Annotated in this window: 23 protein-coding genes; all 23 read right to left on the reverse strand. The window is 41.6% G+C overall.

What is annotated here, in order from left to right; translation table 11 throughout:
• Positions 1-82: 82 nt before the first annotated feature.
• Entirely contained in the window at positions 83-2,200 is a 2,118-nt protein-coding gene (locus ABVF21_RS02580; RefSeq protein ID WP_303531297.1) for a polyribonucleotide nucleotidyltransferase, read from the reverse strand.
• A gap of 139 nt (positions 2,201-2,339) precedes the next feature.
• Positions 2,340-2,609, reverse strand: coding sequence for a 30S ribosomal protein S15 (gene rpsO / locus ABVF21_RS02585; protein ID WP_048309782.1), 270 nt, complete (start codon positions 2,607-2,609; stop codon positions 2,340-2,342).
• A gap of 131 nt (positions 2,610-2,740) precedes the next feature.
• Positions 2,741-3,673: a bifunctional riboflavin kinase/FAD synthetase gene (ribF, locus tag ABVF21_RS02590; protein ID WP_371017436.1), complete on the reverse strand. Its 933-nt coding sequence runs from the start codon at positions 3,671-3,673 to the stop codon at positions 2,741-2,743.
• Positions 3,674-3,691: 18 nt separating this feature from the next.
• Positions 3,692-4,588, reverse strand: coding sequence for a tRNA pseudouridine(55) synthase TruB (truB, locus tag ABVF21_RS02595; RefSeq protein WP_371017437.1), 897 nt, complete (start codon positions 4,586-4,588; stop codon positions 3,692-3,694).
• 65 nt (positions 4,589-4,653) lie between these two features.
• Entirely contained in the window at positions 4,654-5,004 is a 351-nt protein-coding gene (gene rbfA / locus ABVF21_RS02600) for a 30S ribosome-binding factor RbfA (RefSeq protein ID WP_098443391.1), read from the reverse strand.
• A 20-nt stretch (positions 5,005-5,024) separates the two neighbouring features.
• The gene (locus tag ABVF21_RS02605; protein ID WP_371017438.1) at positions 5,025-5,300 is read right to left on the reverse strand and encodes a DUF503 domain-containing protein; all 276 of its coding nucleotides are present in this window, start codon (positions 5,298-5,300) and stop codon (positions 5,025-5,027) included.
• Positions 5,297-7,381: a translation initiation factor IF-2 gene (gene infB, locus ABVF21_RS02610; protein ID WP_194221430.1), complete on the reverse strand. Its 2,085-nt coding sequence runs from the start codon at positions 7,379-7,381 to the stop codon at positions 5,297-5,299. The genes ABVF21_RS02605 and infB overlap by 4 nt, the downstream gene beginning before the upstream one ends.
• A gap of 15 nt (positions 7,382-7,396) precedes the next feature.
• On the reverse strand, positions 7,397-7,702 hold the full coding sequence (locus ABVF21_RS02615; RefSeq protein WP_194221429.1) for a YlxQ family RNA-binding protein: 306 nt from the start codon (positions 7,700-7,702) through the stop codon (positions 7,397-7,399).
• Complete coding sequence (gene rnpM, locus ABVF21_RS02620) at positions 7,703-7,966, reverse strand: RNase P modulator RnpM (protein ID WP_276511843.1); 264 nt, start codon at positions 7,964-7,966, stop codon at positions 7,703-7,705.
• Positions 7,967-7,990: 24 nt separating this feature from the next.
• A complete protein-coding gene (gene nusA, locus ABVF21_RS02625) occupies positions 7,991-9,100 on the reverse strand; it encodes a transcription termination factor NusA (protein WP_194221428.1) in 1,110 nt (369 codons plus the stop codon).
• Positions 9,101-9,119: 19 nt separating this feature from the next.
• On the reverse strand, positions 9,120-9,590 hold the full coding sequence (gene rimP, locus ABVF21_RS02630) for a ribosome maturation factor RimP (protein WP_194221427.1): 471 nt from the start codon (positions 9,588-9,590) through the stop codon (positions 9,120-9,122).
• Positions 9,591-9,748: 158 nt separating this feature from the next.
• Positions 9,749-14,038: a PolC-type DNA polymerase III gene (locus tag ABVF21_RS02635; protein WP_371017439.1), complete on the reverse strand. Its 4,290-nt coding sequence runs from the start codon at positions 14,036-14,038 to the stop codon at positions 9,749-9,751.
• A gap of 80 nt (positions 14,039-14,118) precedes the next feature.
• The gene (locus tag ABVF21_RS02640; protein ID WP_371017440.1) at positions 14,119-15,738 is read right to left on the reverse strand and encodes a proline--tRNA ligase; all 1,620 of its coding nucleotides are present in this window, start codon (positions 15,736-15,738) and stop codon (positions 14,119-14,121) included.
• A gap of 42 nt (positions 15,739-15,780) precedes the next feature.
• On the reverse strand, positions 15,781-17,034 hold the full coding sequence (gene rseP / locus ABVF21_RS02645; protein WP_303531290.1) for an RIP metalloprotease RseP: 1,254 nt from the start codon (positions 17,032-17,034) through the stop codon (positions 15,781-15,783).
• A gap of 15 nt (positions 17,035-17,049) precedes the next feature.
• A complete protein-coding gene (gene dxr, locus ABVF21_RS02650; protein WP_303531288.1) occupies positions 17,050-18,198 on the reverse strand; it encodes a 1-deoxy-D-xylulose-5-phosphate reductoisomerase in 1,149 nt (382 codons plus the stop codon).
• A 31-nt stretch (positions 18,199-18,229) separates the two neighbouring features.
• Positions 18,230-19,036, reverse strand: a complete 807-nt coding sequence (locus tag ABVF21_RS02655; protein WP_194221422.1) for a phosphatidate cytidylyltransferase — start codon at positions 19,034-19,036, stop codon at positions 18,230-18,232.
• A gap of 21 nt (positions 19,037-19,057) precedes the next feature.
• Positions 19,058-19,825: an isoprenyl transferase gene (locus ABVF21_RS02660; protein WP_194221421.1), complete on the reverse strand. Its 768-nt coding sequence runs from the start codon at positions 19,823-19,825 to the stop codon at positions 19,058-19,060.
• A gap of 91 nt (positions 19,826-19,916) precedes the next feature.
• Positions 19,917-20,474 carry a ribosome recycling factor gene (frr, locus tag ABVF21_RS02665; protein ID WP_194221420.1) on the reverse strand — a complete coding sequence of 186 codons (558 nt, stop codon included), beginning with the start codon at positions 20,472-20,474 and terminating at the stop codon, positions 19,917-19,919.
• A 1-nt stretch (position 20,475) separates the two neighbouring features.
• Positions 20,476-21,201: a UMP kinase gene (gene pyrH, locus ABVF21_RS02670; protein ID WP_194221419.1), complete on the reverse strand. Its 726-nt coding sequence runs from the start codon at positions 21,199-21,201 to the stop codon at positions 20,476-20,478.
• Positions 21,202-21,274: 73 nt separating this feature from the next.
• A complete protein-coding gene (gene tsf / locus ABVF21_RS02675; protein WP_194221418.1) occupies positions 21,275-22,156 on the reverse strand; it encodes a translation elongation factor Ts in 882 nt (293 codons plus the stop codon).
• A gap of 100 nt (positions 22,157-22,256) precedes the next feature.
• Positions 22,257-22,988 (reverse strand): 30S ribosomal protein S2, encoded by a 732-nt coding sequence (gene rpsB, locus ABVF21_RS02680; protein WP_098443375.1) that lies wholly within the window; start codon positions 22,986-22,988, stop codon positions 22,257-22,259.
• Between the two features lie 297 nt (positions 22,989-23,285).
• Positions 23,286-24,062, reverse strand: a complete 777-nt coding sequence (codY, locus tag ABVF21_RS02685; protein ID WP_194221417.1) for a GTP-sensing pleiotropic transcriptional regulator CodY — start codon at positions 24,060-24,062, stop codon at positions 23,286-23,288.
• 21 nt (positions 24,063-24,083) lie between these two features.
• On the reverse strand, positions 24,084-25,478 hold the full coding sequence (hslU, locus tag ABVF21_RS02690; protein ID WP_371017441.1) for an ATP-dependent protease ATPase subunit HslU: 1,395 nt from the start codon (positions 25,476-25,478) through the stop codon (positions 24,084-24,086).
• Positions 25,479-25,496: the final 18 nt, after the last annotated feature.

The following is a 25,496-nucleotide window of genomic DNA, read 5'->3' on the forward strand; positions in this document are numbered from 1 at the left end:
TCACATTTATCAAAATGAAAGGAAACAGTATAAACCAACAAAAATCAGCAAAAAAAAATGAATTCGGCCTCAGCCGAATTCATTAGCTCTTTTGACTTTGTTCTTCACGTTCACGCTGTTCTTTCAAAATCTCTTTACGAGAAAGGTTAACGCGTCCTTGCTTATCGATTTCTTTCACTTTAACCATGATTTCATCACCGATTGAAACAACGTCTTCTACTTTGTTTGTACGTTCTTCAGCTAGTTCAGAAATGTGAACCAGACCTTCTTTCCCAGCAAATAGCTCAACGAATGCTCCAAATTTCTCAACTCGTTTCACTTTACCAAGATAAGTTGTGCCAACTTCCACTTCTCTAACAAGATCTTCGATCATTTTCTTCGCTTTTGCGTTCATTTCTTGCTCAGTAGAAGAAATAAAGACCGAACCATCCTGCTCAATATCAATTTTTACGCCAGTTTCTTCAATGATCTTATTGATGATTTTACCGCTTGGTCCAATAACGTCGCGGATTTTATCTGGTTTAATTGACATTGTAAGAATCTTAGGTGCGTATGCAGAAAGCTCAGTACGAGGTTCGTTGATCGCACTCATCATGTTTTCAAGAATGGCGAGACGACCGTTTTTCGCCTGCTCAAGAGCCTGACGAAGGATGTCTTCGTTAATTCCAGAAATTTTAATATCCATTTGAAGAGCTGTTACGCCTTGCTTTGTTCCAGCAACTTTAAAGTCCATGTCACCAAGAGCATCTTCCATGCCTTGAATATCTGTAAGAACTGTTACATCCTCGCCATCACTTACAAGTCCCATTGCAATACCTGCAACTGGTGCTTTGATCGGCACACCTGCATCCATCATCGCTAGCGTACTAGCACAAATACTTGCTTGTGAAGTAGAGCCATTTGATTCAAGAACTTCAGATACAAGACGAATCGTATATGGGAAATCCTTCTCAGTTGGAATAACCTTCTCAAGTGCACGCTCACCAAGGGCACCGTGACCAATCTCACGACGACCAGGTCCACGCATTGGTCCAGTTTCGCCGACGCTGTATTTCGGGAAGTTATAGTGATGCATGAATCGCTTAGATTCTTCTGTACCAAGACCATCGAGAATCTGAACGTCTCCTAGTGCACCAAGAGTACAAATGCTAAGTGCCTGGGTTTGTCCACGAGTAAACAATCCAGATCCGTGTGTTCTTGGTAGAATTCCTACTTCAGAATCAAGTGGACGAATCTCATCAACGCCACGACCATCAGGTCTTACTTTATCTTTTAGAATTAAACGACGAACTTCTTGCTTAACAAAGCTATTTAGAATTGATTTCACTTCATCGGCACTATACTCTTCGTTTTCTTCATATGCTTCAGTTGCACGCGTCATTACAGCATCAATTGCTTCCTGCCTAGCATGCTTCTCAATCACTTTTACAGCTTCTTTAATGTCAGATAAGTACTGCTCACTAAGAGCTGCTTCAAGCGTTTTATCTGCAGTCTTAAGAACAACTTCGCGCTTTTCTTTTCCAGTAGCTTCAATGATCTCTTCCTGGAATGAAATTAGTCGCTTAATTTCTTGGTGACCAAAAAGAATACCCTCAAGCATGATTTCTTCAGGAACTTCTTCAGCTCCAGCTTCAACCATGTTAATTGCATCTTTCGTACCTGCAACTGTTAGGTGAATATCACTCTGTTCAAGCTGCTCAACGTTAGGGTTTGCAATAAACTCCCCATCAACGCGTCCAACGATAACGCCAGCAATTGGACCATCAAATGGAAGGTCACTAATACCAAGCGCTAGAGATGAACCGAACATTGCTGCCATCTCAGAAGAGCAGTTTTGATCAACGCTCATCACTGTACTGACAACTTGAACTTCATTACGGAAACCATCAGGGAATAATGGACGGATCGGGCGATCAATTAAACGACTCGCAAGAATCGCTTTTTCACTCGGACGTCCTTCGCGCTTGATGAATCCTCCAGGAATTTTACCTACTGCATATAATCGTTCTTCATAATTAACCGTTAGTGGGAAAAACGGAAGGTCTTTCGGCTCTTTAGAACCAGTAACCGTTGCTAGTACGGCTGTATCGCCGTAACGGATCAATGCTGCACCGCTCGCCTGTTTAGCCAGTTGACCAATTTCAACTGACAACTCGCGACCAGCCCAATCGATTGAAAACACTTGCTTATCTTGTGCCATTAATGTGAGAACTCCTCTCATCCAATAAAATCATTTCTTTTATTATACCCTAACCTTTTTGCTTCTAAAAAGAAAGGAAGAAATCTATGTATTTTTAACCTAATAAAAAAGCGGGAAAACATCCCGCTTTTCTGAATCATTATCGACGTAGACCAAGTTCTTTGATAAGTTCGCGGTAACGAGTAACGTCTTTGTTACGAAGATACGTTAAAAGATTACGGCGTTTACCAACCATCTTAAGAAGACCGCGACGAGAGTGGTGGTCTTTCTTGTGGAAACGTAGATGATCGTTCAAATTGTTGATTTCCTCAGTAAGGACAGCGATTTGAACCTCTGGAGAACCAGTATCATTCTCGTGAGTTTTGAACTTAGTGATAAGTTCTTGCTTACGTTCTTGTGTGATTGCCATCCGTTTCACCTCCTTAATTTCTAATCCCCTGATACCGCGCAAACGTCGGTGACTCGATAGCCCAGTATAGGTTGTGTACTTGTCGTACAGATATTAGATTACAGGTTTTTGTTCTAAAATGCAAGGGAAATCTATTTCAGTATTCCTCTTGCATTTTTCGCATCCTGACCTATTTGGGCAATTAAGTCATCAACAGAAGAGAATTTAACCTCTCCACGAATCTTTTGATGGAATTCAACCTCTACAGACGATCCATACAAATTGCCACTGTAATCAAATACGTGAACTTCCAGTGACGGCTGATCAGGTTTTTCGTCATAGAAGGTTGGTTTATATCCAACATTGCATACACCACTCATCCAGCTACCTTCCGTTTTCATACGCACTGCATAAACACCTGTAGCTGGCACGAGATACTCGTCTTTAAGATCGACGTTGGCCGTTGGGAAGCCAATTGTGCGGCCGCGCTGATCTCCTTGAACAACAGTGCCCTTCACCGTGTAGTTCCGACCTAGAACGGCTTTCACGTCCTGGACAGCCCCTTCACGAATATATGAACGAATTAAAGTAGAGCTTACTTTCTCGTCATGTTGAGATACTTTATCAATCACCGTTTGACTAAAATGGTTACGGGCATGAAATGGAAGGGAGTCCATCGTTCCTCTTCCTTTACTTCCATATGTAAAATCAAACCCTGCTACAACGTGAACAACTGATAAGGCAATAATATAATCATCAACAAATTGCTGAGGTGTTAATCCTGCAATCGTAGTATCAAATTTCACGATATAAAGAACGTCAATTCCAAGCTGCTCAATAAGCTCAATTTTATCATCAAGTGGTGTAATGGCTTCTGTTTGAGGTGTAGACTTCCCCAAAACGACTGATGGATGGGGATAAAACGTCATAACTGCTGACTCTACGCCTTTATCATCAGCAATTTCTTTCGCAGTCGAAATCACTTTCTGATGGCCTCGATGAATGCCATCAAAATATCCAAGCGCCATGACGGCAGGATGTTTAGATTTTAACTGATGAGGATGCGATAAATAAATTGTTTTCAACGGTTTCACCTTCTAACTTCATCTCGAAAACACTTTTTCAGGCTTCATTAAGCCCGGCTTCTCAGGATGTTTTTGATAGATTGCAATTGCTTCTCCGTCCCTATTGTACATAACAAGTCTATTCTCTGTCATCTCTTCCAACTGAGGAAGCACAGCGCCATTTTGAAGCTTCTCTTCTAGCGCAGAATCAACAGTATAGGATGGCATAGTAGAAAGAGCGTATTCCATAGGAAAAAGAGATAGCGTTTCCTCTTCTATCATCTGTTTTATCTGATCAAATGTCAAACATTCTTCTAGTTTAAATGGGCCTGACGCTGTCCGAATCAGAGACGACATGTGAGCTGGAAAACCTAGCTTTTCTCCAATATCAACCGCAAGTGTTCGAATATATGTCCCCTTACTGCACGTGGCACGTACAGGGATAGAGACCGCTCCTTCTTCAAGCGTAACCTCTCCAATTAACTCTAGGTTATGAATCGTTACCTTTCTAGATGGACGATCCACCACTTCTCCTTTAAAAGCATACTCATAAAGACGTTTACCGTTAATTTTGACAGCAGAATACATTGGGGGAACTTGCTCGATCTCACCTCGAAACGCAGCAAGTGCTTCTTCTATATCGTTAGTTGAAGGCAGTTTGTCCACTTTCTTTTCTTCCACTTTCTCTCCAGACGCATCTTCCGTCGTCGTTGAAAACCCTAGTGTAATCACTGCTTCATACGTTTTAGAAAAATCCGTCATATACTGGGCTACTTTAGTTGCTCTGCCGATACATAGTGGTAAAACGCCTGTTACATCTGGATCCAAAGTTCCTGTGTGACCAACTTTTTTTGTCATTAATAGCTTTCTAGTAACTGCTACACAATCATGAGACGTCATTCCGGCTGGTTTCTTGAGTGGTAATATGCCGTTCATTGTTTTCCTCCTTTCAATATGATGACATAGAGAAAGGATAGACATTCCTGCCTATCCCTTCGTTTCTACTCATCCGCTTGATTTAAATCTGCAAGAAGTCGTTCAATTTTGTTCCCATAATCGATCGATTCATCAAATTCAAAATAGATTTCCGGTGTTTTGCGAAGACGAATGCGTTTCCCTATTTCAGAACGAATAAATCCAGTTGCTTTCGCAAGACCATTCAGGGTAGCTTCTTTCTTCTCTTCATCACCAAGGACAGTAATAAATACCGTTGCTTGCTGTAGATCATTCGTAACTTCAACAGCTGTTACTGTAACGAAACCTACGCGCGGGTCTTTAATCTTCCTGCTGATTATATCACCAAGTTCTTTCTTCATCTGTTCACCAACACGATTTGCGCGAACATTACTCATCGTTACACCTCGTTTCTTTCCTAAAGCCACTCATAAGTTACTCGAGTGAGTTCGATATCAGGACGTGAATCAATCAATGAGACGGCTCGCTGGAGCTCACGCTCGCATGCCGTTTTGCTTGAAGCCGTTGTAACAATACCAATAACGGTATGTTGCCATAAATCCTGGCTGTCAAGCTCAGAAACAGAGAGATTATAATGCTTCAGACGGCTAATAACCGACTGAAGCACAGATCTTTTTTCCTTCAAGGATTGCGCATCATAAATGATGCATTCACATTCTACATATCCAATCACTTAGGCTTTACTTCAACCATAATATACGCTTCAATGATGTCGCCTTCTTTAACGTCATTGAATTTTGCAAGCGTAATACCACATTCGTACCCTTTGGCCACTTCTTTCGCATCGTCTTTGAAGCGCTTCAATGTATCCACTTCACCTTCGAATACGACAATTCCGTCACGGATGACACGAACGCCAGAATTACGAGTGATTTTACCTTCTGTTACGTAAGACCCTGCAATTGTACCTACTTTAGAAACTTTAAATGTTTCACGTACTTCAGCTTGACCAATCACTTTTTCTTCATAAACTGGATCAAGCATTCCTTTCATTGCAGATTCAATCTCTTCAATCGCTGTATAGATCACGCGATGCAAGCGAATTTCTACTTGCTCAGAATCAGCTACTTTCTTCGCATTTGAATCTGGACGTACGTTAAATCCGATAATGATCGCATTAGAAGCAGATGCAAGGATAATATCTGACTCTGTGATTGCACCAACAGCTGTGTGAATAATGTTAATCTTAACACCTTCTACTTCAATCTTCTGAAGTGAGCCAGCAAGTGCTTCAACAGATCCCTGTACGTCAGCTTTCACGATAATGTTGATATCTTTCACATCGCCCTGCTGAATCTTTTCGAATAAATCATCCAAATTCATTTTAGAAGATTCTTTACGCTGAGCTTCAATTTGCTGCTGATTACGTGCTTCACCAACTTGACGTGCTGTCTTCTCGTCTTCAAATGCTACAAAGCGATCTCCAGCATTTGGTACGTCACTTAAACCAGTCACTTCTACAGGAGTAGAAGGTGCAGCTGTTTCAACACGCTTACCAAGATCGTTGACCATAGCACGAACACGACCAAATGTGTTACCGACTACAACTGGGTCACCGACTTTAAGCGTACCTTCTTGAACAAGAAGTGTTGCGACTGGGCCGCGTCCTTTATCTAGCTGTGCTTCAATGACTGTACCTGTAGCAAGCTTATTAGGGTTTGCTTTAAACTCTTCTACTTCTGAAATCAAGAGAATTGTTTCGAGAAGATTATCAATTCCTTCACGCTTAATGGCAGAAAGGTTAACGAAAATTGTATCGCCACCCCATGCTTCAGAAACAAGTTCATACTCTGTTAGTTCCTGCATCACGCGATCAGGGTTTGCTCCTTCTTTATCCATCTTATTAACAGCAACGATAATTGGCACTTCCGCTGCCTTCGCATGGTTAATAGCTTCAACCGTTTGTGGCATAACGCCATCGTCTGCTGCAACTACTAGAACCGTGATATCCGTTACTTTTGCACCACGTGCACGCATTGTTGTAAATGCCGCGTGTCCAGGAGTATCAAGGAACGTAATTTTTTTGTTATTTTCTTCGATCTGGTAAGCACCGATGTGCTGCGTAATACCACCAGCTTCACCCTGTGTTACTTTTGTATCACGGATTCCGTCTAATAGCGTTGTTTTACCATGGTCAACGTGCCCCATAATTGTAACGACTGCAGGACGTTCAACAAGCTTTCCGTCCTCATCTTCACTTGTGTAATTATCAAGATCCGTTACTTCAAATAGCTCTTCTTCTTCTACTTTTACGCCATAATCATCACAGATAAGTTCCATTGTATCTTTATCTAGTTCCTGATTAATGGTTGCCATAACACCAAGACCCATTAACTTCTTAATCAATTCAGAAGCATCTTTACCTAGCTTTTCAGCAAGCTGTCCAACTGTTAATGAACCAATGAAGGTTACTTTAGAAGGCAATCTTCTTGGAGCAGCTGTGTTTTTAGGTGGCTGTCCTTTACCACGGCGGTTTGGACGACGTCCACCGCGACGGTTATTTGGTGCGCTTTTACTATTCTTTTGATTTGCATTTGCTTTTGGGTTGTTTCGATTGTTTTTATTTTCCATACTGTTTTTGTCGCTTCCCTTTTTGGATTGTTTCGAATCGTTATTAAGCTTATCAATGGCCTGATCATCAATCACAGACATATGATTGTTTACCGTAATATTCATGCTTTTTAACTTTTCGATAACATCCTTACTAGTAGTATTATGTTCTTTTGCATATTCATGAATTCGCATCTTACTCATACGATCACCCCCGAGTTATTGATCGAGCATTGCGTGTAGCTTCTTCGCAAACCCTGCATCAGTAACGGCTATCGTGACTCGTTGAACTTTGCCAATTGCATGTCCAAGCTCATAGCGCCCTGTTACAAAACATACTGGGACTTTATAAGTAGTTGCTTTATCCGTTATTTTCTTTCTTGTGTTATCAGATGCGTCGCTCGCAACTAATACGAGTCTTGCGCTCTTGCGCTGAATTTCCTTCACCACAAGTTCTTCTCCAGACACGACTTTGCCAGCGCGCTGAGCGAGTCCTAACAGTGACTCCCAATTCTTATTCTTCATTTAATTTGACCGCGATTCTGCGAGGTCAGCATAAATATCTTCCGTCACTTCTGCTTTTAGATGAGCCGCTAAAGAATTTCGCTTCTTAGCAAGTACGAAACACTCTTCTTTGTTGCAAAGGTATGCGCCCCGTCCATTCTTTTTACCCGTTTGGTCGATCGATATAACCCCTTCAGGCGAACGAACGATTCGAACGAGCTCTTTTTTAGGCTTCATTTCTTGACAGGCGACACATTTCCGCATCGGAATTTTACGTTTTTGCACGATGGACACCTCTCCTGATCTTGCTTAATCTAGCTCAGAATCTTCCGCGTCATTCTCTTCGAATAGAGGAGCTTCATCAGCACTATAGATGCCAAGCTCTTCCGCTTCAGATTGACTCTTAATATCAATTTTCCACCCAGTCAGCTTCGCAGCAAGGCGTGCGTTTTGACCACGCTTCCCGATTGCAAGTGAAAGCTGATAGTCAGGTACGATAACCTGAGTCATTTTATTTTCTTCGTCTACATTTACTTTAAGTACTTTTGAAGGACTTAGTGCATTTGCTACGTATGCAACTATGTCTTCAGACCAGCTTACGATGTCAATTTTCTCACCTTTAAGCTCATTAACAATCGCTTGTACACGCTGACCACGCTGTCCTACACATGAGCCAACCGGATCAACTTCAGGATCTTCTGCGTGAACCGCAATCTTAGAACGATCCCCAGCTTCTCGCGAAATGGACTTTACTTCAACCGTTCCATCGAATATTTCAGGTACTTCAAGTTCAAATAAACGCTTAAGAAGACCAGGATGAGTTCTCGAAACCATCACCTGTGGCCCTTTGGTTGTTTTTTCAACTTTTGTCACATATACCTTGATCCGATCATGGGAATGATACGTTTCGTTCGGCATTTGTTCACCGGCAGGGAGAAGTGCTTCGATACGACCGAGGTCAACATAAATAAAACGATGATCCTGACGCTGAACAATTCCTGTCATGATATCGTCTTCGCGTTCAATAAATTCGCTAAATATGATCCCACGTTCTGCTTCACGCACACGCTGAGTAACAACTTGCTTCGCTGTTTGAGCTGCGATACGACCGAAATTACGAGGCGTTACTTCAATTTCTACGATATCTTCTAATTCATATTGGCGATCAATGTCTTTCGCATCTTCAAGTGAGATCTCAAGACGAGCATCTTCCACTTCTTCTACGACATCTTTTCGAGCGAATACTCGGATCGAACCTGTATCCTGATTAAAGTCAACTCTAACGTTTTGCGCCTGATGGAAGTTTCGCTTATATGCTGAGATAAGCGCTGCTTCAATCGCCTCAACGATAATATCCTTGCTGATGCCCTTTTCTTTTTCAAGAATATTTAGCGCATCTAATAACTCACTACTCTTCATTTTTCATTCTCCCCTTTAATTAAAAAACAACCGCAAGCCTAGCGCTTGCTACTTTTTCATAAGGTAATTCTACCTTTTTAATTCTTGTTTTCACTCGCTGATCAATAACAACCACTTCTCCATCGAAGTCCGAAAGTACACCTTCAAAGCTCTTTTCGCCATTAAATGGTTCATAGGTTGTGACATAGACTTGCTTGCCAACTGCCTTCTCGAAGTCCGTACGTTTTTTGAGTGGACGTTCTGCACCAGGTGAAGAAACTTCAAGGAAGTATGGTTGTGTAATCGGATCATGTTTATCAAGCTGTTCACTTAGCTTTTCGCTAATTATCCCGCACTCCTCAATATCAACGCCTCGAGGAGAATCGATATAGACACGGAGAAACCAATTCTTGCCTTCTTGTGTGAATTCTATATCTACAAGTTCCAAGTTCATTTCATCTACTATTGGTTTTACTAGTTCTTCAGTAACCGTAATCACATTTTCGTTCATTGGTTGTCCTCCTTTCTGATCCTGTACAGCAGGGTCCCAATCGAAAACGAAAGAGTGGGATAGCCCCACTCTTCCGTCGCGTGTGTATTCACTAGTATTTCCACAATTACTATACCATACTCATATAACCAATTCAACAGAGAAGCGAAGGCGCCTCATTAGAATAAGCTGAGTTGATTCGCATCTGGAAGTCCTTCAAGACATCCATGATCATCCAAGTACTCAAGTACAGTCTTTGAAATCTTGCTTCGCTGCTGTAAATCCTCTTTTGATAAAAATTCACCGGCTTCTTTGGAGTTTTCAATATTGATCGCTGCGTTCGTCCCTACTCCCGGAAGAGAGTTAAATGGAGGAATGAGCGAATCTCCATCGACTACGAATTCAGCCGCTTTTGATCGATAAAGATCTACTTTCTGCATCCGGAGGCCACGTTCTGACATTTCAAGCGCAATCTCCATCACGGTTAATAGGTTTTTCTCTTTCGGTGAAGCATCAAGTCCCTTTTCATTGATTTCTTCGATTTTTGCGCGAATCGCGTTGGATCCTTTCGCCATCGTATCAATGTCAAAGTCATCGGCTCTTACGGTAAAGTATGCTGCATAGAAAAGAATTGGATGGTGAACTTTGAAGTAAGCGATCCGAACAGCCATTAACACATATGCTGCTGCGTGAGCTTTCGGGAACATATACTTGATCTTCAAGCACGAATCAATGTACCAGTCTGGCACATCATGTTTCTTCATTTCAGCTACCCACTCTTCTTGCAATCCTTTCCCTTTTCGCACAAACTCCATAATTTTAAATGCAAGGGACGGGTCAAGGCCTTTGTAGATCAAATAAACCATAATGTCATCACGACAACCAATTACTTCACTAAGGTTACAAGTACCAGCTTGAATCAATTCCTGTGCATTACCTAACCACACATCAGTACCGTGGGAAAGACCTGAAATCTGAACGAGCTCAGAAAATGTACTAGGTTTCGTATCTTCTAGCATTTGACGAACGAATCGTGTTCCGAATTCTGGGATTCCGTAAGTTCCTGTTTTACACATAATTTGATCCTGTGTCACTCCAAGTGATTCCGTTCCACTAAAGAGCTTCATCACTTCAGCGTCGTCTGTTGGGATGGTTTTCGGATCAATTCCACTTAAATCTTGAAGCATACGAATAACCGTAGGATCATCGTGCCCAAGTATATCAAGCTTCAATAGATTATCGTGGATCGAATGGAAATCAAAATGGGTGGTTTTCCATGCGGATGTTTTATCATCTGCTGGGAACTGAATAGGTGAAAAATCGTAAATGTCCATATAATCAGGTACTACGATAATACCACCCGGGTGCTGCCCAGAAGTACGTTTTACTCCTGTGCACCCCGAAACGAGACGATCAATTTCAGCCCCTCGATAGTGAAGGTCATGGTCTCCCATATACCCTTTTACATAACCGTACGCCGTCTTCTCAGCGACTGTACCGATTGTTCCTGCTCGGAATACATTGTCTTCTCCAAACAGTTCCTTCGTATAATTATGGGCTCGGGGCTGATATTCCCCTGAGAAGTTCAAATCAATATCGGGTACTTTATCACCTTTAAACCCAAGAAACGTCTCAAACGGTATATCATGTCCGTCTTTTGTAAGAGGTACATCGCAATCTTCGCATGATTTGTCTGGAAGATCGAACCCTGATCCTACAGAACCGTCATCAAAGAACTGTGACTTCTTACAAGATGGACAAACATAATGAGGTGGTAATGGGTTCACTTCAGTAATTTCAGTCATAGTGGCAACAAATGAAGACCCTACAGACCCACGTGAACCAACGAGATAGCCGTCGTTTAGTGACTTCTTAACTAGCTTATGAGAAATCAAGTAGATAACGGCGAATCCATGGCCAATAATACTTTTTAGTTCTTTTTCAAGTCTCTCTTCCACTATTGTTGGCAGTTCATCACCATAAATGCTTCGAGCCATGTTATAGCTCATCTCACGCATTTCTTCATCGGCACCTTCAATTCGAGGTGTGAATAGATCATCTTTGATCGGTTTAATATCATCGATCATGTCGGCTACTTGCTGTGGTTTTTGTACGACAATTTCCTTCGCTTTATCTGCCCCAAGAAAATGGAAGCAATCAAGCATTTCGTTCGTCGTTCTAAAATGAACCTGAGGTAACGTTTGGCGATTTAATGGGTTACCCGCCTGTGCTTTAATAAGAATTTTACGATAAATATGATCCTCTGGCTCGAGATAATGAACATTACCAGTAGCAACGACTGGCTTATTTAGCTTCTCACCAAGCTTTACAATCTTACCAATAATTTCACGCAACGCCATTTCATCTTGAACAAGTTCTTTCTCGATTAAATGCATGTAATTTTGTGGCGGCTGCACTTCCAGATAGTCATAAAATTTCGCGATGTCCTCCACTTCTTCAGGTGACTTTTGCATCATCCCTTCAAAAACTTCACCCTTGTCACAGCCTGAACCAATCAGCAGACCTTCGCGGTATTTCTCAAGCTTAGAACGAGGAATACGTGCAGTTCGGTAGAAGTAATCAATGTGAGAAAGGGAAACGAGCTTGAACAAGTTTTTTAAACCTACGTCATTTTGCGCCAATATGATCGTGTGCGATGGACGCGTACGTTGGAAACCAGTTTGCCCCATATTATCATTCAGCATATTATGGTTTGTAATTTCACGCTCAAGTGCATCTTTCACCAATTTCCACAATAAATACCCTGTTGCTTCCGCATCATAAATCGCTCTATGGTGCTGAGTAAGGTCGATATCAAACTTTTTACAAAGCGTATTTAAGCGATGGTTTCGCATTTCCGGATATAGAAAACGAGCAAGCTCAAGAGTATCAATTACTGGATTTGTTGCTTCTCCTAACCCAATATTACGTAACCCTACATTCAAGAAGCCCATATCAAAGCTAGCATTGTGAGCAACTAGAATATCATCTCCCATGAATTCGTGGAAGTCTTTTAAGACGTCTTCAATTTCAGGGGCGTTCATAACCATATCGTCCGTAATCCCCGTTAGTTCAATGGTTGTTGAGGATAAAGGATGATGCGGATTAGCAAATCGCTCAAACTTATCAACGATTTCTCCATCTTTCAATTTCACTGCTGCTAACTCGATAATTTTATTATAAACAGCCGAAAGTCCGGTTGTTTCCACGTCAAAAACAATATAAGTGCCCGTTTCAAGGTCACGATTAGCTTCATTGTAGGCCATCGGTACCCCATCATCGACAAGGTCTGCTTCTAAACCATAGATGACTTTTATATCGTTCTTTTGTCCTGCTGCATACGCATCGGGAAATGACTGTACAACATTATGATCCGTAATGGCGATAGCAGGATGTCCCCATTTAGCTGCTTGTGAAATCAGTTCACCTGTTGAGCTGACGGAGTCCATTTGACTCATTTGCGTGTGAGCATGTAGCTCAATACGCTTTTCATCCTCAGGCGCTTCATCTACACGTAGCTCTGGCTTAATCTCTGTCAAATCATTACCGATCATGACAAGGTCGCGCACAAATGTGTCGTTCTGAATCCCGCCGCGTACTTTCACCCATATTCCTTTTCTTACTGCTTCTAGAATTGGAACATCTTCTTTATCACGGGAGAACATCTTTACAAGGATTGAATCCGTGTAATCCGTTATTTTAAACGTTAATAGCGTTCGTCCACTTCTAAGCTCTTTCGTTTCAGCATGGAAGACATAACCTTGAACAGCAATGCGTCGTTCTTCGTCCTGAATAGTTTCGATTGGTACTGGATCTTCTTTGATCTTGTAACCAATGACAAGAGAATCTGGAACGTTTTTACTTGAAGATTTATCTGCCTTTTCTTTTTCAATCAAGGCTTCCATCATCTTAGATTGATCTTCTTGTTGTTTTTGTTCAACAAATTTTTGATAATCCTGTTCAGAAGCCTTAACTTCTACTTCAAGCACGTACTTCGGAAATCCAGCGTGCGTATAACACTCTGACAAAGGACCAGATAGCTTTCGTCTTGCGATTGCAGCTTCCGTTTCATTACGAACCGTTACAATAAGCTTATTTCCACTTATTTTAGGCGTTTGACTTTTCAATACAGCTGTTAGGGATGCGGAATGCTCTTTCATCAGTTCAACGACATTGTCCCAGTACGCCATTGCTAATTCTTCATTTCCTCCACTATCTGTGGAGATTCCGTAAGTCACTGTAGCGATGTGCTTTAATCCATCTTGCAGACGACTGCGAAATAGTTCATATACATGAAACGGAAGAACGTCTGGAAAATGAAAGTCAAAATGCCATTTTCTCGTTTCTTTGTATACAGTTAATTTCGAAATGTACCCATCTCTAAAATAATCAACGAATTTATCAGGAATCGATATTTGTTGAAGGAGCAGTTGGAGACGTTCTTTTCTTATGTTTAAATCCTGGTCCATTCAATTGTTCCTCCTTCTTAAAAATGCGTAAAGGCAACGAAAAAAAAGGTGGAAGGTACCACTGGCACCTATCCACAATTTTAGTTCATTTGTGTTAAAAGCTGCTGGATTGTCTCATTCAAGTTATCAACTGATACTTCAATTGACTCTCCAGTATCTCTTCGCTTCACTTCCACGATCTCATCGTTTGCTTTCTTACCAACGATTACGCGTAATGGAAGACCGACGAGATCCGCATCTTTAAACTTCACACCTGCACGCTCTTTTCGATCATCATATAGAACATCGTAACGCTCATTCTGTAGAGATTCATATAGACGATCTGATAGAGCTGTCTGATCAGCATCTTTCACGTTGATTGTAATCAAGTGAACATGAAATGGCGTTACAGCAAGAGGCCATTTCAGCCCATTGTCATCTGCATTTTGCTCAGCGATCGCTGCAAGCGTTCGTGAAACGCCGATCCCATAACAACCCATCATAATAGGCTTAGCTTTCCCACCTTCATCAAGATAAGAAGCGCCCATTGTTTCACTATATTTAGTTCCTAGCTTAAACACCTGGCCAATTTCAATGCCTTCCGCAAAAACAATCGTTCCATTGCCATCTGGAGAAGGATCTCCTTCTTGAATAAAACGAAGGTCTTCATAACTTGTAACGGAAAGATCTCGATCTGGATTAACATTCTGATAAGCATGTTTACCACTAATTGATCCGTTGACGAGGGCTTTAACTGCATTGTCTGCAATAACCTTGCCGTTAAATTCTTTCACATCAACTTCTTCATTCAAGACTTCTACCATATCCGTTGCGAATAGGTGCTTAACCTTGATGTCATTTAATTCATGATCCCCTCTTACAAGAACAAGAACGGTCTCATCTTCTACCTTTATAAGAGAAGTGCGTATCTGGCGTTCTAACGAAGCCTCGCCCTCCCCTTTAGTTAAAGGTGCCTCTGGCTCGTCCGATTTCTGATACGCTACATGAACTTCTGCCATTTCAATATTCGCCGCGTAATCTGAAGAATCACTATATGCGATCGTATCTTCCCCAACGCTAGATAATGCCATAAATTCTTCTGTATCTTTACCACCCATTGCACCCGAATCAGCCACAACAGGACGGAAATTCAAGCCCAGGGTACTAAAGATTCGACTATAAGCACTATGCATATCATTGTAGGCTTCATCAAGCTGTTCTTCAGAAGAATGGAAAGAGTAGGCATCTTTCATAATAAACTCTCTTCCTCGAAGCAAACCAAAGCGTGGACGACGCTCATCACGATACTTTGTTTGAATTTGATAAAGAGTCACCGGCAGTTGCTTGTACGATTTCAACTCATCACGAACAAGACTTGTAATTAACTCTTCATGAGTAGCACCGAGAGCAAAAGGTCTACCGTGGCGATCCTTTAGTCTCATTAGCTCAGGACCGTAAACGTCCCATCGCCCCGTTTCCTGCCATAGCTCAGCAGGTTGAATCGCTGGCATCAATAATTCCTGTGCACCAGTTTCATCAAGCTCTTTTCGAATGACTTCTTCAATTTTCATTAGTACTTTCTTTCCTAATGGTAGGTATGAATAAATACCTGAAGCATTTTGACGTATAAAACCCGCTCTGACAAGGAGCTGATGACTTTTAATTTCGGCATCAGCTGGATTATCTCGAAGGGTTGGATTAAAATATTTAGATTGTTTCATCTACTGCACCTCATTTCATTCTTAAAACGGGTCCCGTGGCTCCTATAGGAAGAAGCGTTGGATATCATTCCATGTCACTACTAGCATGAGTAACATGAGAAACGAAAAGCCAATAAAGTGAACTAAGCTTTCCTTTTGCGGATCAATTGGCTTGCCACGTAACGCTTCCACACCGATGAATAGTAGTCTTCCTCCATCCAGCGCAGGAAGTGGCAATAAGTTAAAAATACCAAGGTTAATACTTAAGAAACCAGCCCATCTCATGAGAACATAGAGCCCTCCAGACGCAGCTTCTTCTGTGTAACTATAAATTCCTACTGGTCCTGAGAAAGCATCGATGGAAAGCTGCCCCGTTACAAGCTGGCCAAGTCCTACGAATATGGCCTTTCCGAATTCATACGTTGATGTAAAACCAAAAACGATAGAGTCTAAGAAATCCACTTGATATTCTGGGGATACCCCAATACGACCAACAGATTGATTTTCAGAAAGCTCTTGTTTTTCTGGAGTAATGGATAAAGAGACCGATTCACCTTCGCGATCTACTTTAAATCCTAGTTGATTATTTGCGTTATCCTGAATAATAGACGTCATCTTATTCCAGCCTGTTATTTCAGTCCCATTAATCTCAGTTATAACATCACCATTCATCATACCGGCTTGCTCAGCAGGACTACCTTCAACGACTTCCTTAACCTGGCTCGTTGGCGTCCCTTGTAATAAGCCTAGCGTGATAAAAATAACGATCGCAAGTAAGAAGTTCATTACTGGTCCAGCAAAAATAGCCAGGAAACGGTCCCAAAGCGACTTTGAACCGAATTGACGATCAAACGGCGCGATCTGAAACTCAGATCCATCCATCACATAATGAGATGTTTCATCAATTGAGAATACCGTAGCTGGTTCATCTTCGTCTTCGTATCCTTTAATATAAAGCCCACGCTCTAGGTCGGCTTCTTCAACCGTTACTTCTTTTAAATTAGGGTAAGCTGATTTTTGATTGATAACAATCTTTTCAACTTTATTTTGATCATTAAACAGAAGCCCAACACGCTGTCCAGGTTTCAATTCAATCATTTCAGGATCCTCGCCGGCCATTCGAACAAACCCACCGAGCGGCAGAAGTCTGATCGTATAAACCGTCTCACCTTTCTTGATTGTGAAAATTTTCGGTCCGAAGCCTATGGCGAATTCTCGGCACAAGATTCCTGCACGTTTTGCCAGGAGCAAGTGACCCAATTCATGGAAAAAGACAAGTGCTCCGAATATGATAATGATCGAAATCACAGTATTCATATCCACTTACCACCTTTATTTAATTAATGACTGAACTCGTAATCTTGTTTCAGAATCTACAGCAAGAATATCTTCAAGCGATGCATTTTGAACGATATTGTGGTTTTCCATCGCCTGTTCTACGAGCTCTTCGATCGTTAAGAAATCGATCTTTCCCTCCAGAAATGCTGCAACGGCCGTTTCGTTTGCCGCATTCATGACGGCTGGGAGTGAACCACCGGCGCGGCCAGCTTCATAAGCTAACTTTAATGCGCGGAAGCGGTCGTAATCAACCTTCTCAAAATGTAATTTACCAACTTCCCATAAGTTTAACCGTTTTGCATTTCTGATTTCAAGTCGATCAGGATAGCTAAGTGCATACTGAATTGGAATTCGCATATCCGGAGTACCTAGATGGGCCATGACACTACCGTCTATGTACTCTACCATCGAGTGAATAATACTTTCTTTATGAAGCAATACATCAATCTGATCATAAGGTGTACCAAACAGCCAGTGCGCTTCAATCACTTCAAGGCCTTTATTCATCATTGTAGCTGAATCAATGGTAATTTTAGCACCCATTGACCAGTTCGGATGATTTAAGGCATCATTCACACTAACTCCTACAAGTTCTTCACGTGTTTTATCACGGAAGCTTCCACCTGATGCTGTAAGAATGAGGCGCTCCATTTGATCTTGTTTTTCACCATTCAAGCATTGAAACAATGCTGAATGTTCGCTATCTACTGGCAGAAGGGCAGATCCATGTCGTTTGGCTGCCTCTGTTACGAGATGCCCAGCAGTTACAAGCGTTTCTTTATTTGCAATAGCAATCGTTTTTCCCTGTTCAATCGCTGAAAGGGTCGGAGAAAGTCCGATACTGCCGAGAATAGCATTTACAAGAACGGTTGAATCGTGATGACAGGCTACTTCTAGCAATCCTTCATCTCCATAGACAATCTTTGTCTTTCTTGAAATTGTTCTTCTGAGTGAGTCAGCATCTTCTTTCTTTTGAACAGATAATAGCTTTGGCTTAAATTCCTCTGCTATTTCCACCGCTTTTTGAACATTTTTCCCTACTGAAACAGCTACAAGGGAAAACATGTCAGGGTGCATTCTCACAATGTCGAGAGTCTGAATACCGATTGAACCAGATGCTCCCAATAAGCTTATTTTCTTCAAACGACCCGTTCCTCCAATCTACTCTGTTTCATCAAACCAGGTTAAGTAAATGCAGAAGAGGGAGAACGAATATTAGACTATCAAATCGATCAAGTATCCCTCCGTGCCCTGGCAAGATACTGCCTGAATCCTTCACTCCGTAATGACGCTTGAATGCTGATTCAACAAGGTCACCTATCTGTCCAAAAACAGAAGTTAGAACGGAGACGATCAAAACAACTATCATGGAATCATACACCGGATAAATCAATTGAAAAACAACGCCAACAAGAACTGCCATTACAACGCCGCCAACTGCACCTTCAACCGTTTTGTTTGGAGATATATGCGGCCATAGCTTTTTCCTTCCGAGCGATCGTCCTACAAAATATGCACCAGAGTCAGACGCCCATATAAGAAAAATAATGAAAAATAAATGAATCATACCATCTAAATTATTTTCTCCCAGGTACCGTGTCGCTGTAAAATAATAGAAACCTAGACCGACATATAATGAAGCCATCATAATAAATGAACTCTCATCAAAACTATACTTATTCTTCGTAAGGACAGTCATTGCAAGCAAAATAAGCAAACCGAAGAACAAGAGGTCAATCTTGGTGAATACAGACGACGTCAATGACGCAATCCAGTCGTCAGGCATAACAAGAATCCACGTTCCGACGATAGCAAGTAATCCAGGAAGTGAAACCAATGTGATTTTCTTCATTAGTAACAGTTCGACCATTCCAACAGTGGCAACAAGCGCCATCAAAATGATAAATGGCCAGTCTCCTACAATAATCATTCCTAACAAAAGGGCGCCAAAAATCACACCCGTAATAACACGTTGTTTCATTACGTTAATGTCCTCCTACACTTACACCCCGCCGTAACGTCTTCCTCTTCGCTGGTATTCCTGTACGGCCTCAATAAAATGGTGCTCTGTAAAATCAGGCCAAAGAACTTCCGTAAACCAAAGTTCCGTATAAGCTAACTGCCAGAGCATAAAGTTACTTAAGCGAATTTCTCCGCTTGTCCTTATTAATAAATCCGGGTCCGGGTACTGGCTACTGAGTAAATACGAAGAAATCTTCTCTTCCGTAATCTCTTCTTCCGTCAGTATCCCCTTTCTTACATCACTTAATAACCGCTGCATCGCTGTTTTCATTTCATGACGGCTACCATAGTTAAGCGCGAAGTTAAGAATGAGTCCGGTATTGTCCTTCGTCTCTTTCACTGCCTTGCTTATGGCTTTGAACGTATGGGGGGGCAGCTGTTCTCGTTCTCCCATAATTCTAACTTGAACGTTCTGCTCGATCAATTCTGGCAGGTGGCTAAGTAGAAATTGCTCAGGGAGCTTCATTAAAAAGTCTACTTCTTCCTTTGGTCGTTTCCAATTCTCGGTCGAAAAGGCATACAGGGTTAAATATTGAACACCCAGGTCATTCGCCTTTCTTACGATTTTTTTTACAACCTTAACGCCTTCACGGTGGCCAGCCACACGCGGGAGACCTCGCTTCTTCGCCCAGCGTCCATTGCCATCCATAATGATCGCAATATGTCCTGGGATATTTGCAGATGTGTTAATTTCTAAATGTTCCTCATCTTCATTCTTTCTCATCCAGTTCGAGAACTTCCCAAGCATTGCAAATCCTCCATTGTGTCACTTACTTAACAAAAAAACCCCCTGTGGGAAAAGAGGGTCCTTTTATTATCTTATTTTACATGTTATTGAATTAGACTTCCATGATTTCTTTTTCTTTATCAGTCGCAACACTATCAGCTTCAGCTACATACTTGTCAGTAAGCTTTTGCACATCGTCATTACCGCGGCGAAGCTCGTCTTCTGTAATATCGCCATCTTTTTCTTGTTTCTTTAACTCATCATTTGCATCTCGGCGAATGTTGCGAAGCACAACTTTGCCTTCTTCAGCATACTTCTTAACGAGTTTCACAAGATCTTTACGACGCTCTTCTGTTAGAGCTGGAATCGTTAGACGAATAACATTACCATCATTAGAAGGTGTTAGGCCAAGATCTGATTTAAGAATTGCTTTTTCGATCTCGCCAATTGAAGTTTTATCATAAGGTTGGATTAGTAGCATACGTGCTTCCGGAACAGAAATACCAGCAAGCTGGTTAACTGGTGTTGGAGCACCGTAGTAGTCAACTTGAATTTTATCAAGTAGAGAAGCGTTTGCTCTTCCAGCTCTTAGTGTTGCTAGCTCACGCTTTAAGCTTGAGATTCCATTCTGCATACGTTCTTCAGCGTTTTTCAAGATTTCTTTCGTCATCTTAATTTCTCCCCTTTACAACTGTTCCAATTTCTTCGCCGCAAATGGCGCGCTTAATGTTTCCTTCTTCCATAATGGAAAAGACAACAAGTGGAATGTCATTATCCATACAAAGTGAAGAAGCTGTGGAGTCCATTACAGCTAAGCCTTCCTTAAGTACATCAAGGTAAGATAGGGTGTCATACTTCTTCGCAGTAGCGTCAACTGTAGGATCGGCTGTGTAAACCCCGTCTACGTTGTTCTTCGCCATTAAAATAACATCTGCTTCAATTTCTGCCGCACGCAATGCAGCAGTCGTATCTGTTGAGAAGTATGGATTACCAGTACCAGCCGCAAAAATGACAACGCGTTTTTTCTCAAGGTGTCGAATCGCTTTACGACGAATATATGGCTCAGCTACCTGCCTCATTTCAATTGAAGTTTGAACACGCGTCTCAACTCCAATATTCTCAAGGCTATCCTGCATTGCTAGTGAATTCATCACTGTTGCAAGCATCCCCATATAATCAGCAGTAGCACGGTCCATTCCCATCTCACTGCCTACTTTACCACGCCAGATGTTTCCTCCGCCAACGACGACAGCCACTTCCACACCCATTTCGTGAATTTCCTTCACTTGAGATGCGATTGACTGTACGATTGTCGGTGAAATCCCTTGACCTTCTCCACCCGACAAAGCTTCTCCGCTTAATTTTAACACAACGCGTTCATACTTGGCTCCGCTCATTTTAACCCTCCAGCATGTTTATCAGTATTTGTTCTTGAAAAATAGGGAACACAACGTGTTCCCTATCATTGTTTTACTTCTTCACTTGAGACATAACTTCTTCAGCGAAGTTATCTTCACGTTTCTCCATGCCTTCGCCAACTTCGTAGCGGATGAAGCCTTTTACAGTAGCGCCTTTAGATTCAACGTACTTACCAACTTTTTGATCAGTGTCTTTAACAAACGGCTGATCAACTAGAGAAATTTCTTCGAAGAATTTGTTGATACGGCCTTCTACCATTTTCTCAACAATTTTCTCTGGCTTACCTTCGTTAAGAGCCTGTTGCTTCAATACTTCGCGCTCACGTTCAACTTCTTCAGCTGGAACAGCATCACGAGATACGAAACGAGGGTTAACTGCTGCAGTGTGCATAGCAACGTCTTTCGCAACTTCTTCGTCAGTTGTGCCTTCAAGAAGTGTTAGAACACCAATGCGTCCACCCATGTGTAGGTATGCGCCGAATGCGTCAGCGTCAGTTTTCTCAATGATTTGGAAACGACGAAGAGAAATCTTCTCGCCGATTTTAGCGATTTTGTCGTTTAAGAATTCAGTAACGGTTTGTCCGTTTTCCATTTTGCTTTCAAGAGCTGCGTCCACAGACTCAGGATTCGTTTTAAGGAGGTGATGCGAAATATCATTGATTAGTGAAATGAAGCTTTCGTTCTTTGAAACGAAGTCAGTTTCAGAGTTGATTTCAGCAATTACTGCTTTGTTTCCTTCAACAGCGATCGTCGCAAGACCTTCAGCTGCTACGCGGTCAGCTTTCTTAGCTGCTTTAGAGATACCTTTCTCACGAAGCCAGTCGATTGCTTTGTCCATGTCACCGTCGTTTTCTGTTAGAGCTTTTTTGCAATCCATCATACCTGCACCAGTTTGTGCACGCAATTCTTTTACCATTTGAGCTGTTACTGCCATTAGTAATTCCTCCTTGAATTATGATATGTAATCATACCCTTTTGGGTTAAAAAAAGGTGATAAAGGGGTTAGAGTTCCCCTTTATCACCCCTTTGTGTTCTTATACAGATGTTTCTTCAGTTTCTACCGCTTCAACTTCTGCTTCTTCTTCTACTTTGCTAACTTCGATAACAGCGTCAGCCATTTTAGCAGTAAGAAGTTTCACAGCGCGGATTGCATCGTCGTTACCAGGGATAATATAGTCGATCTCATCTGGATCACAGTTTGTATCCACGATCGCAACGATTGGGATATTAAGCTTACGAGCCTCAGCAATAGCAATACGCTCTTTACGAGGATCGATTACGAACATTGCGTCTGGAACGCCGTTCATATCTTTAATACCACCAAGGAATCTTTCAAGGCGATCCATTTCTTTTTTAAGAAGCATAACTTCTTTCTTAGGTAGTACTTCAAAAGTACCGTCTTCTTGCATCTTCTCAAGGCTCTTCAGGCGGTTAATACGCTTTTGAATAGTTTCAAAGTTCGTAAGCGTTCCACCCAACCAGCGTTGGTTGATGTAGTATTGACCAGCACGGATCGCTTCATCCTTAACGGAATCTTGCGCTTGCTTTTTTGTACCTACGAAAAGAACTTTACCACCGTCCTGAGCGATGTCACGAACGAAGTTATAAGCTTCTTCGACTTTCTTCACTGTTTTTTGAAGATCGATAATATAGATACCGTTTCTTTCAGTGAAGATATAAGGTTTCATTTTCGGGTTCCAACGACGAGTCTGATGACCGAAGTGTACCCCAGCTTCAAGAAGCTGTTTCATAGAGATTACTGCCATGATTGTGTTCCTCCTAATGGTTTTTTTATCCTCCGCTTGCATCTATTTCGGAAAAAACTGCGTCTGCAGCACCACTTTCCAAATCAACAAGCGTGTGTGATTAACACCGTTGATTAATATATCATATCAAGTGACAAGTCGCAAGTTTAAATCTTAAATTCCATGAATGCCTATACAAACTCACTTTCATAGTAGACGTAAACGGTTCGAATTCATCTCCATCGTTTGCAAAAGGATTGTTGAAATCAGCAACATTCTATTAAAAAAGCTCCGAGAGTTCTCGGAGCTTTAGTTGAATTACTGTGTCTTTAGTTTTGAAAGCTCTACAAGGAATTTATCGTTAAGAACTTTAATGTAAGTTCCTTTCATTCCTAGAGAACGAGACTCAATAACACCAGCACTCTCAAGCTTACGAAGAGCGTTTACGATAACAGAGCGAGTGATGCCTACGCGGTCAGCAATTTTACTAGCAACAAGAAGTCCTTCATTGCCTTCAAGTTCTTCAAAGATGTGCTCGATTGCTTCAAGCTCACTATAAGAAAGAGAAGAAATCGCCATTTGTACAACCGCTTTGTTTCTTGCTTCTTCTTCAATTTCTTCCGCTTTTTCATGAAGAATTTCCATTCCTACTACTGTTGCGCCATATTCAGCTAATAGAAGATCATCATCTGAGAATGAATCGCTTAGACGTGAAAGGATGAGCGTACCAAGACGGCTTCCACCACCAACGATCGGTACAATTGTTGTAAGACCTTTTTCGAAGAGGTCGCGGTTTTCTACCGGGAAAGCTGTGTACTCGCTTGTGATATCAAGGTTTGAAGAAGTTTCTGCAATGTTGAACAGGTTTTGTGTATATTCTTCAGGGAACTGACGCTCAGAAAACATTTTCTTCATGCGTTCGTTTTCGATTTCTTGATTAATTGCGATTCCAAGCAGCTTACCTCTGCGGCTTACGACATATACGTTCGCCATAATGACGTCACGTAGTGTTTCGGCCATGTCTGTAAAGTTAACTGGCCCCTCAGATTTTTGTAGCATTCCATTAATTTTTCTTGTTTTTTCAAGTAAATTCATAGTTTTGTCCTCCTGCATGTATTATAGGATGTATTGGCTGAGGTCACGGTTCTTCGCAATAGAAGCTAACTTTTCCTCAACATACTCTGGTGTAATCGTGATGCTGTCTAGATTAATGTCCGGTGCTTCAAATGAAAGATCTTCAAGAAGCTTTTCTAAAATTGTGTGCAGTCTTCTTGCGCCAATGTTGTCAGTGTCCTGATTCACTTCGGTTGCAATCGTAGCAATTTTAAGAATAGCATCGTCAGAAAATTCAACTTTAATACCTTCTGTTTCTAATAATGCTGTGTATTGCTTCACAAGAGCATTATCAGGCTCTGTTAATATACGTTTAAAATCGTCTACGGTTAAACTTGATAACTCAACGCGGATTGGGAACCTGCCTTGCAGTTCAGGGATTAGATCAGATGGTTTCGACATGTGAAACGCCCCCGCGGCCATAAACAAAATATGGTCTGTTTTCACTGGACCGTACTTCGTTGTTACCGTTGAACCTTCTACGATTGGCAAAATGTCTCTTTGAACGCCCTCTCTGGATACATCAGCTGACTGCTGACTTTTCCCCGCGACCTTGTCAATTTCATCAATGAAGATGATACCCGATTGTTCCGTCTTTGAAACTGCATCCTGTGCGACTTCATCCATATCCACAAGTTTTGCTGCTTCATCCTGCGTTAAGACCTTTCGTGCTTCTGACACGGGAAGCTTACGTTTTTTCTTCTTTTTAGGCATGATATTTCCGAGCATATCCTGCATGTTCATACCCATTTGTTCCATGCCAGCTCCCTGGAACATGTCCATCATGGAATTGTTTTGTTCTTCCACTTCAACAGTGATCATCCGATCTTCGAGTTCACCTAGCGCAAGCTGTTGTGCTATTTGCTTTCGTCTTGAAGCAATCGACTGATCTTCTGAACTCGCCTGGGTATTTGTTTCTTCTTGCCCCTGATTACCAAATAACATTTCAAGCGGATTCTTGTATTGTGTCTGCTTCTTATTAGACGGTACGAGCAGTTCCACAATGCGTTTATTCGCATTCTCTTCCGCTCTGCCCTTCACCTGTTCCATTCGATCTTCTTTGACAAGTCTGATTGATGTTTCAACGAGATCGCGAACCATTGATTCCACGTCTCGGCCAACATAACCCACTTCAGTAAATTTCGTTGCTTCTACTTTAATAAAAGGAGCATTGACAAGACGAGCCAGTCGTCTCGCAATTTCTGTTTTACCAACACCTGTTGGCCCAATCATTAAAATATTTTTCGGATTCACTTCATCCCTCAGTTTATCGCTTAAAAGACCCCGACGGTAACGATTTCTCAATGCCACAGCAACAGCCTTTTTCGCGTCATTCTGACCAACAATATACTGATCAAGCTTTTCAACAATTTGTCTCGGTGTTAATGGATTAGACATACGATCTCCTCCAAAGAT

The sequence above is a fragment of the Pseudalkalibacillus sp. JSM 102089 genome, from assembly GCF_041366475.1.
Classification (GTDB): domain Bacteria; phylum Bacillota; class Bacilli; order Bacillales; family Guptibacillaceae; genus Guptibacillus; species Guptibacillus hwajinpoensis_B.

What these genes read in the sequence shown, in the direction of transcription:
- frr (WP_194221420.1), bottom strand. Translation starts at nt 20,474, where the DNA reads ATGACGAAAGAAATCTTGAAAAACGCTGAAGAACGTATGCAGAATGGA.
- ABVF21_RS02655 (WP_194221422.1), bottom strand. Translation starts at nt 19,036, where the DNA reads ATGAAACAACGTGTTATTACGGGTGTGATTTTTGGCGCCCTTTTGTTA.
- rimP (WP_194221427.1), bottom strand. Translation starts at nt 9,590, where the DNA reads ATGAACGAAAATGTGATTACGGTTACTGAAGAACTAGTAAAACCAATA.
- pyrH (WP_194221419.1), bottom strand. Translation starts at nt 21,201, where the DNA reads ATGAGCGGAGCCAAGTATGAACGCGTTGTGTTAAAATTAAGCGGAGAA.
- truB (WP_371017437.1), bottom strand. Translation starts at nt 4,588, where the DNA reads ATGAACGGCATATTACCACTCAAGAAACCAGCCGGAATGACGTCTCAT.
- nusA (WP_194221428.1), bottom strand. Translation starts at nt 9,100, where the DNA reads ATGAAGAGTAGTGAGTTATTAGATGCGCTAAATATTCTTGAAAAAGAA.
- ABVF21_RS02615 (WP_194221429.1), bottom strand. Translation starts at nt 7,702, where the DNA reads ATGAAGAATAAGAATTGGGAGTCACTGTTAGGACTCGCTCAGCGCGCT.
- rpsO (WP_048309782.1), bottom strand. Translation starts at nt 2,609, where the DNA reads ATGGCAATCACACAAGAACGTAAGCAAGAACTTATCACTAAGTTCAAA.
- rseP (WP_303531290.1), bottom strand. Translation starts at nt 17,034, where the DNA reads ATGAATACTGTGATTTCGATCATTATCATATTCGGAGCACTTGTCTTT.
- ABVF21_RS02580 (WP_303531297.1), bottom strand. Translation starts at nt 2,200, where the DNA reads ATGGCACAAGATAAGCAAGTGTTTTCAATCGATTGGGCTGGTCGCGAG.
- hslU (WP_371017441.1), bottom strand. Translation starts at nt 25,478, where the DNA reads ATGTCTAATCCATTAACACCGAGACAAATTGTTGAAAAGCTTGATCAG.
- codY (WP_194221417.1), bottom strand. Translation starts at nt 24,062, where the DNA reads ATGAATTTACTTGAAAAAACAAGAAAAATTAATGGAATGCTACAAAAA.
- ABVF21_RS02660 (WP_194221421.1), bottom strand. Translation starts at nt 19,825, where the DNA reads ATGCTTGGGAAGTTCTCGAACTGGATGAGAAAGAATGAAGATGAGGAA.
- ABVF21_RS02640 (WP_371017440.1), bottom strand. Translation starts at nt 15,738, where the DNA reads ATGAAACAATCTAAATATTTTAATCCAACCCTTCGAGATAATCCAGCT.
- ABVF21_RS02635 (WP_371017439.1), bottom strand. Translation starts at nt 14,038, where the DNA reads ATGGACCAGGATTTAAACATAAGAAAAGAACGTCTCCAACTGCTCCTT.
- rpsB (WP_098443375.1), bottom strand. Translation starts at nt 22,988, where the DNA reads ATGGCAGTAATCTCTATGAAACAGCTTCTTGAAGCTGGGGTACACTTC.
- tsf (WP_194221418.1), bottom strand. Translation starts at nt 22,156, where the DNA reads ATGGCAGTAACAGCTCAAATGGTAAAAGAATTGCGTGCACAAACTGGT.
- rbfA (WP_098443391.1), bottom strand. Translation starts at nt 5,004, where the DNA reads ATGAGTAATGTTCGCGCAAATCGTGTTGGTGAACAGATGAAGAAAGAA.
- infB (WP_194221430.1), bottom strand. Translation starts at nt 7,381, where the DNA reads ATGAGTAAGATGCGAATTCATGAATATGCAAAAGAACATAATACTACT.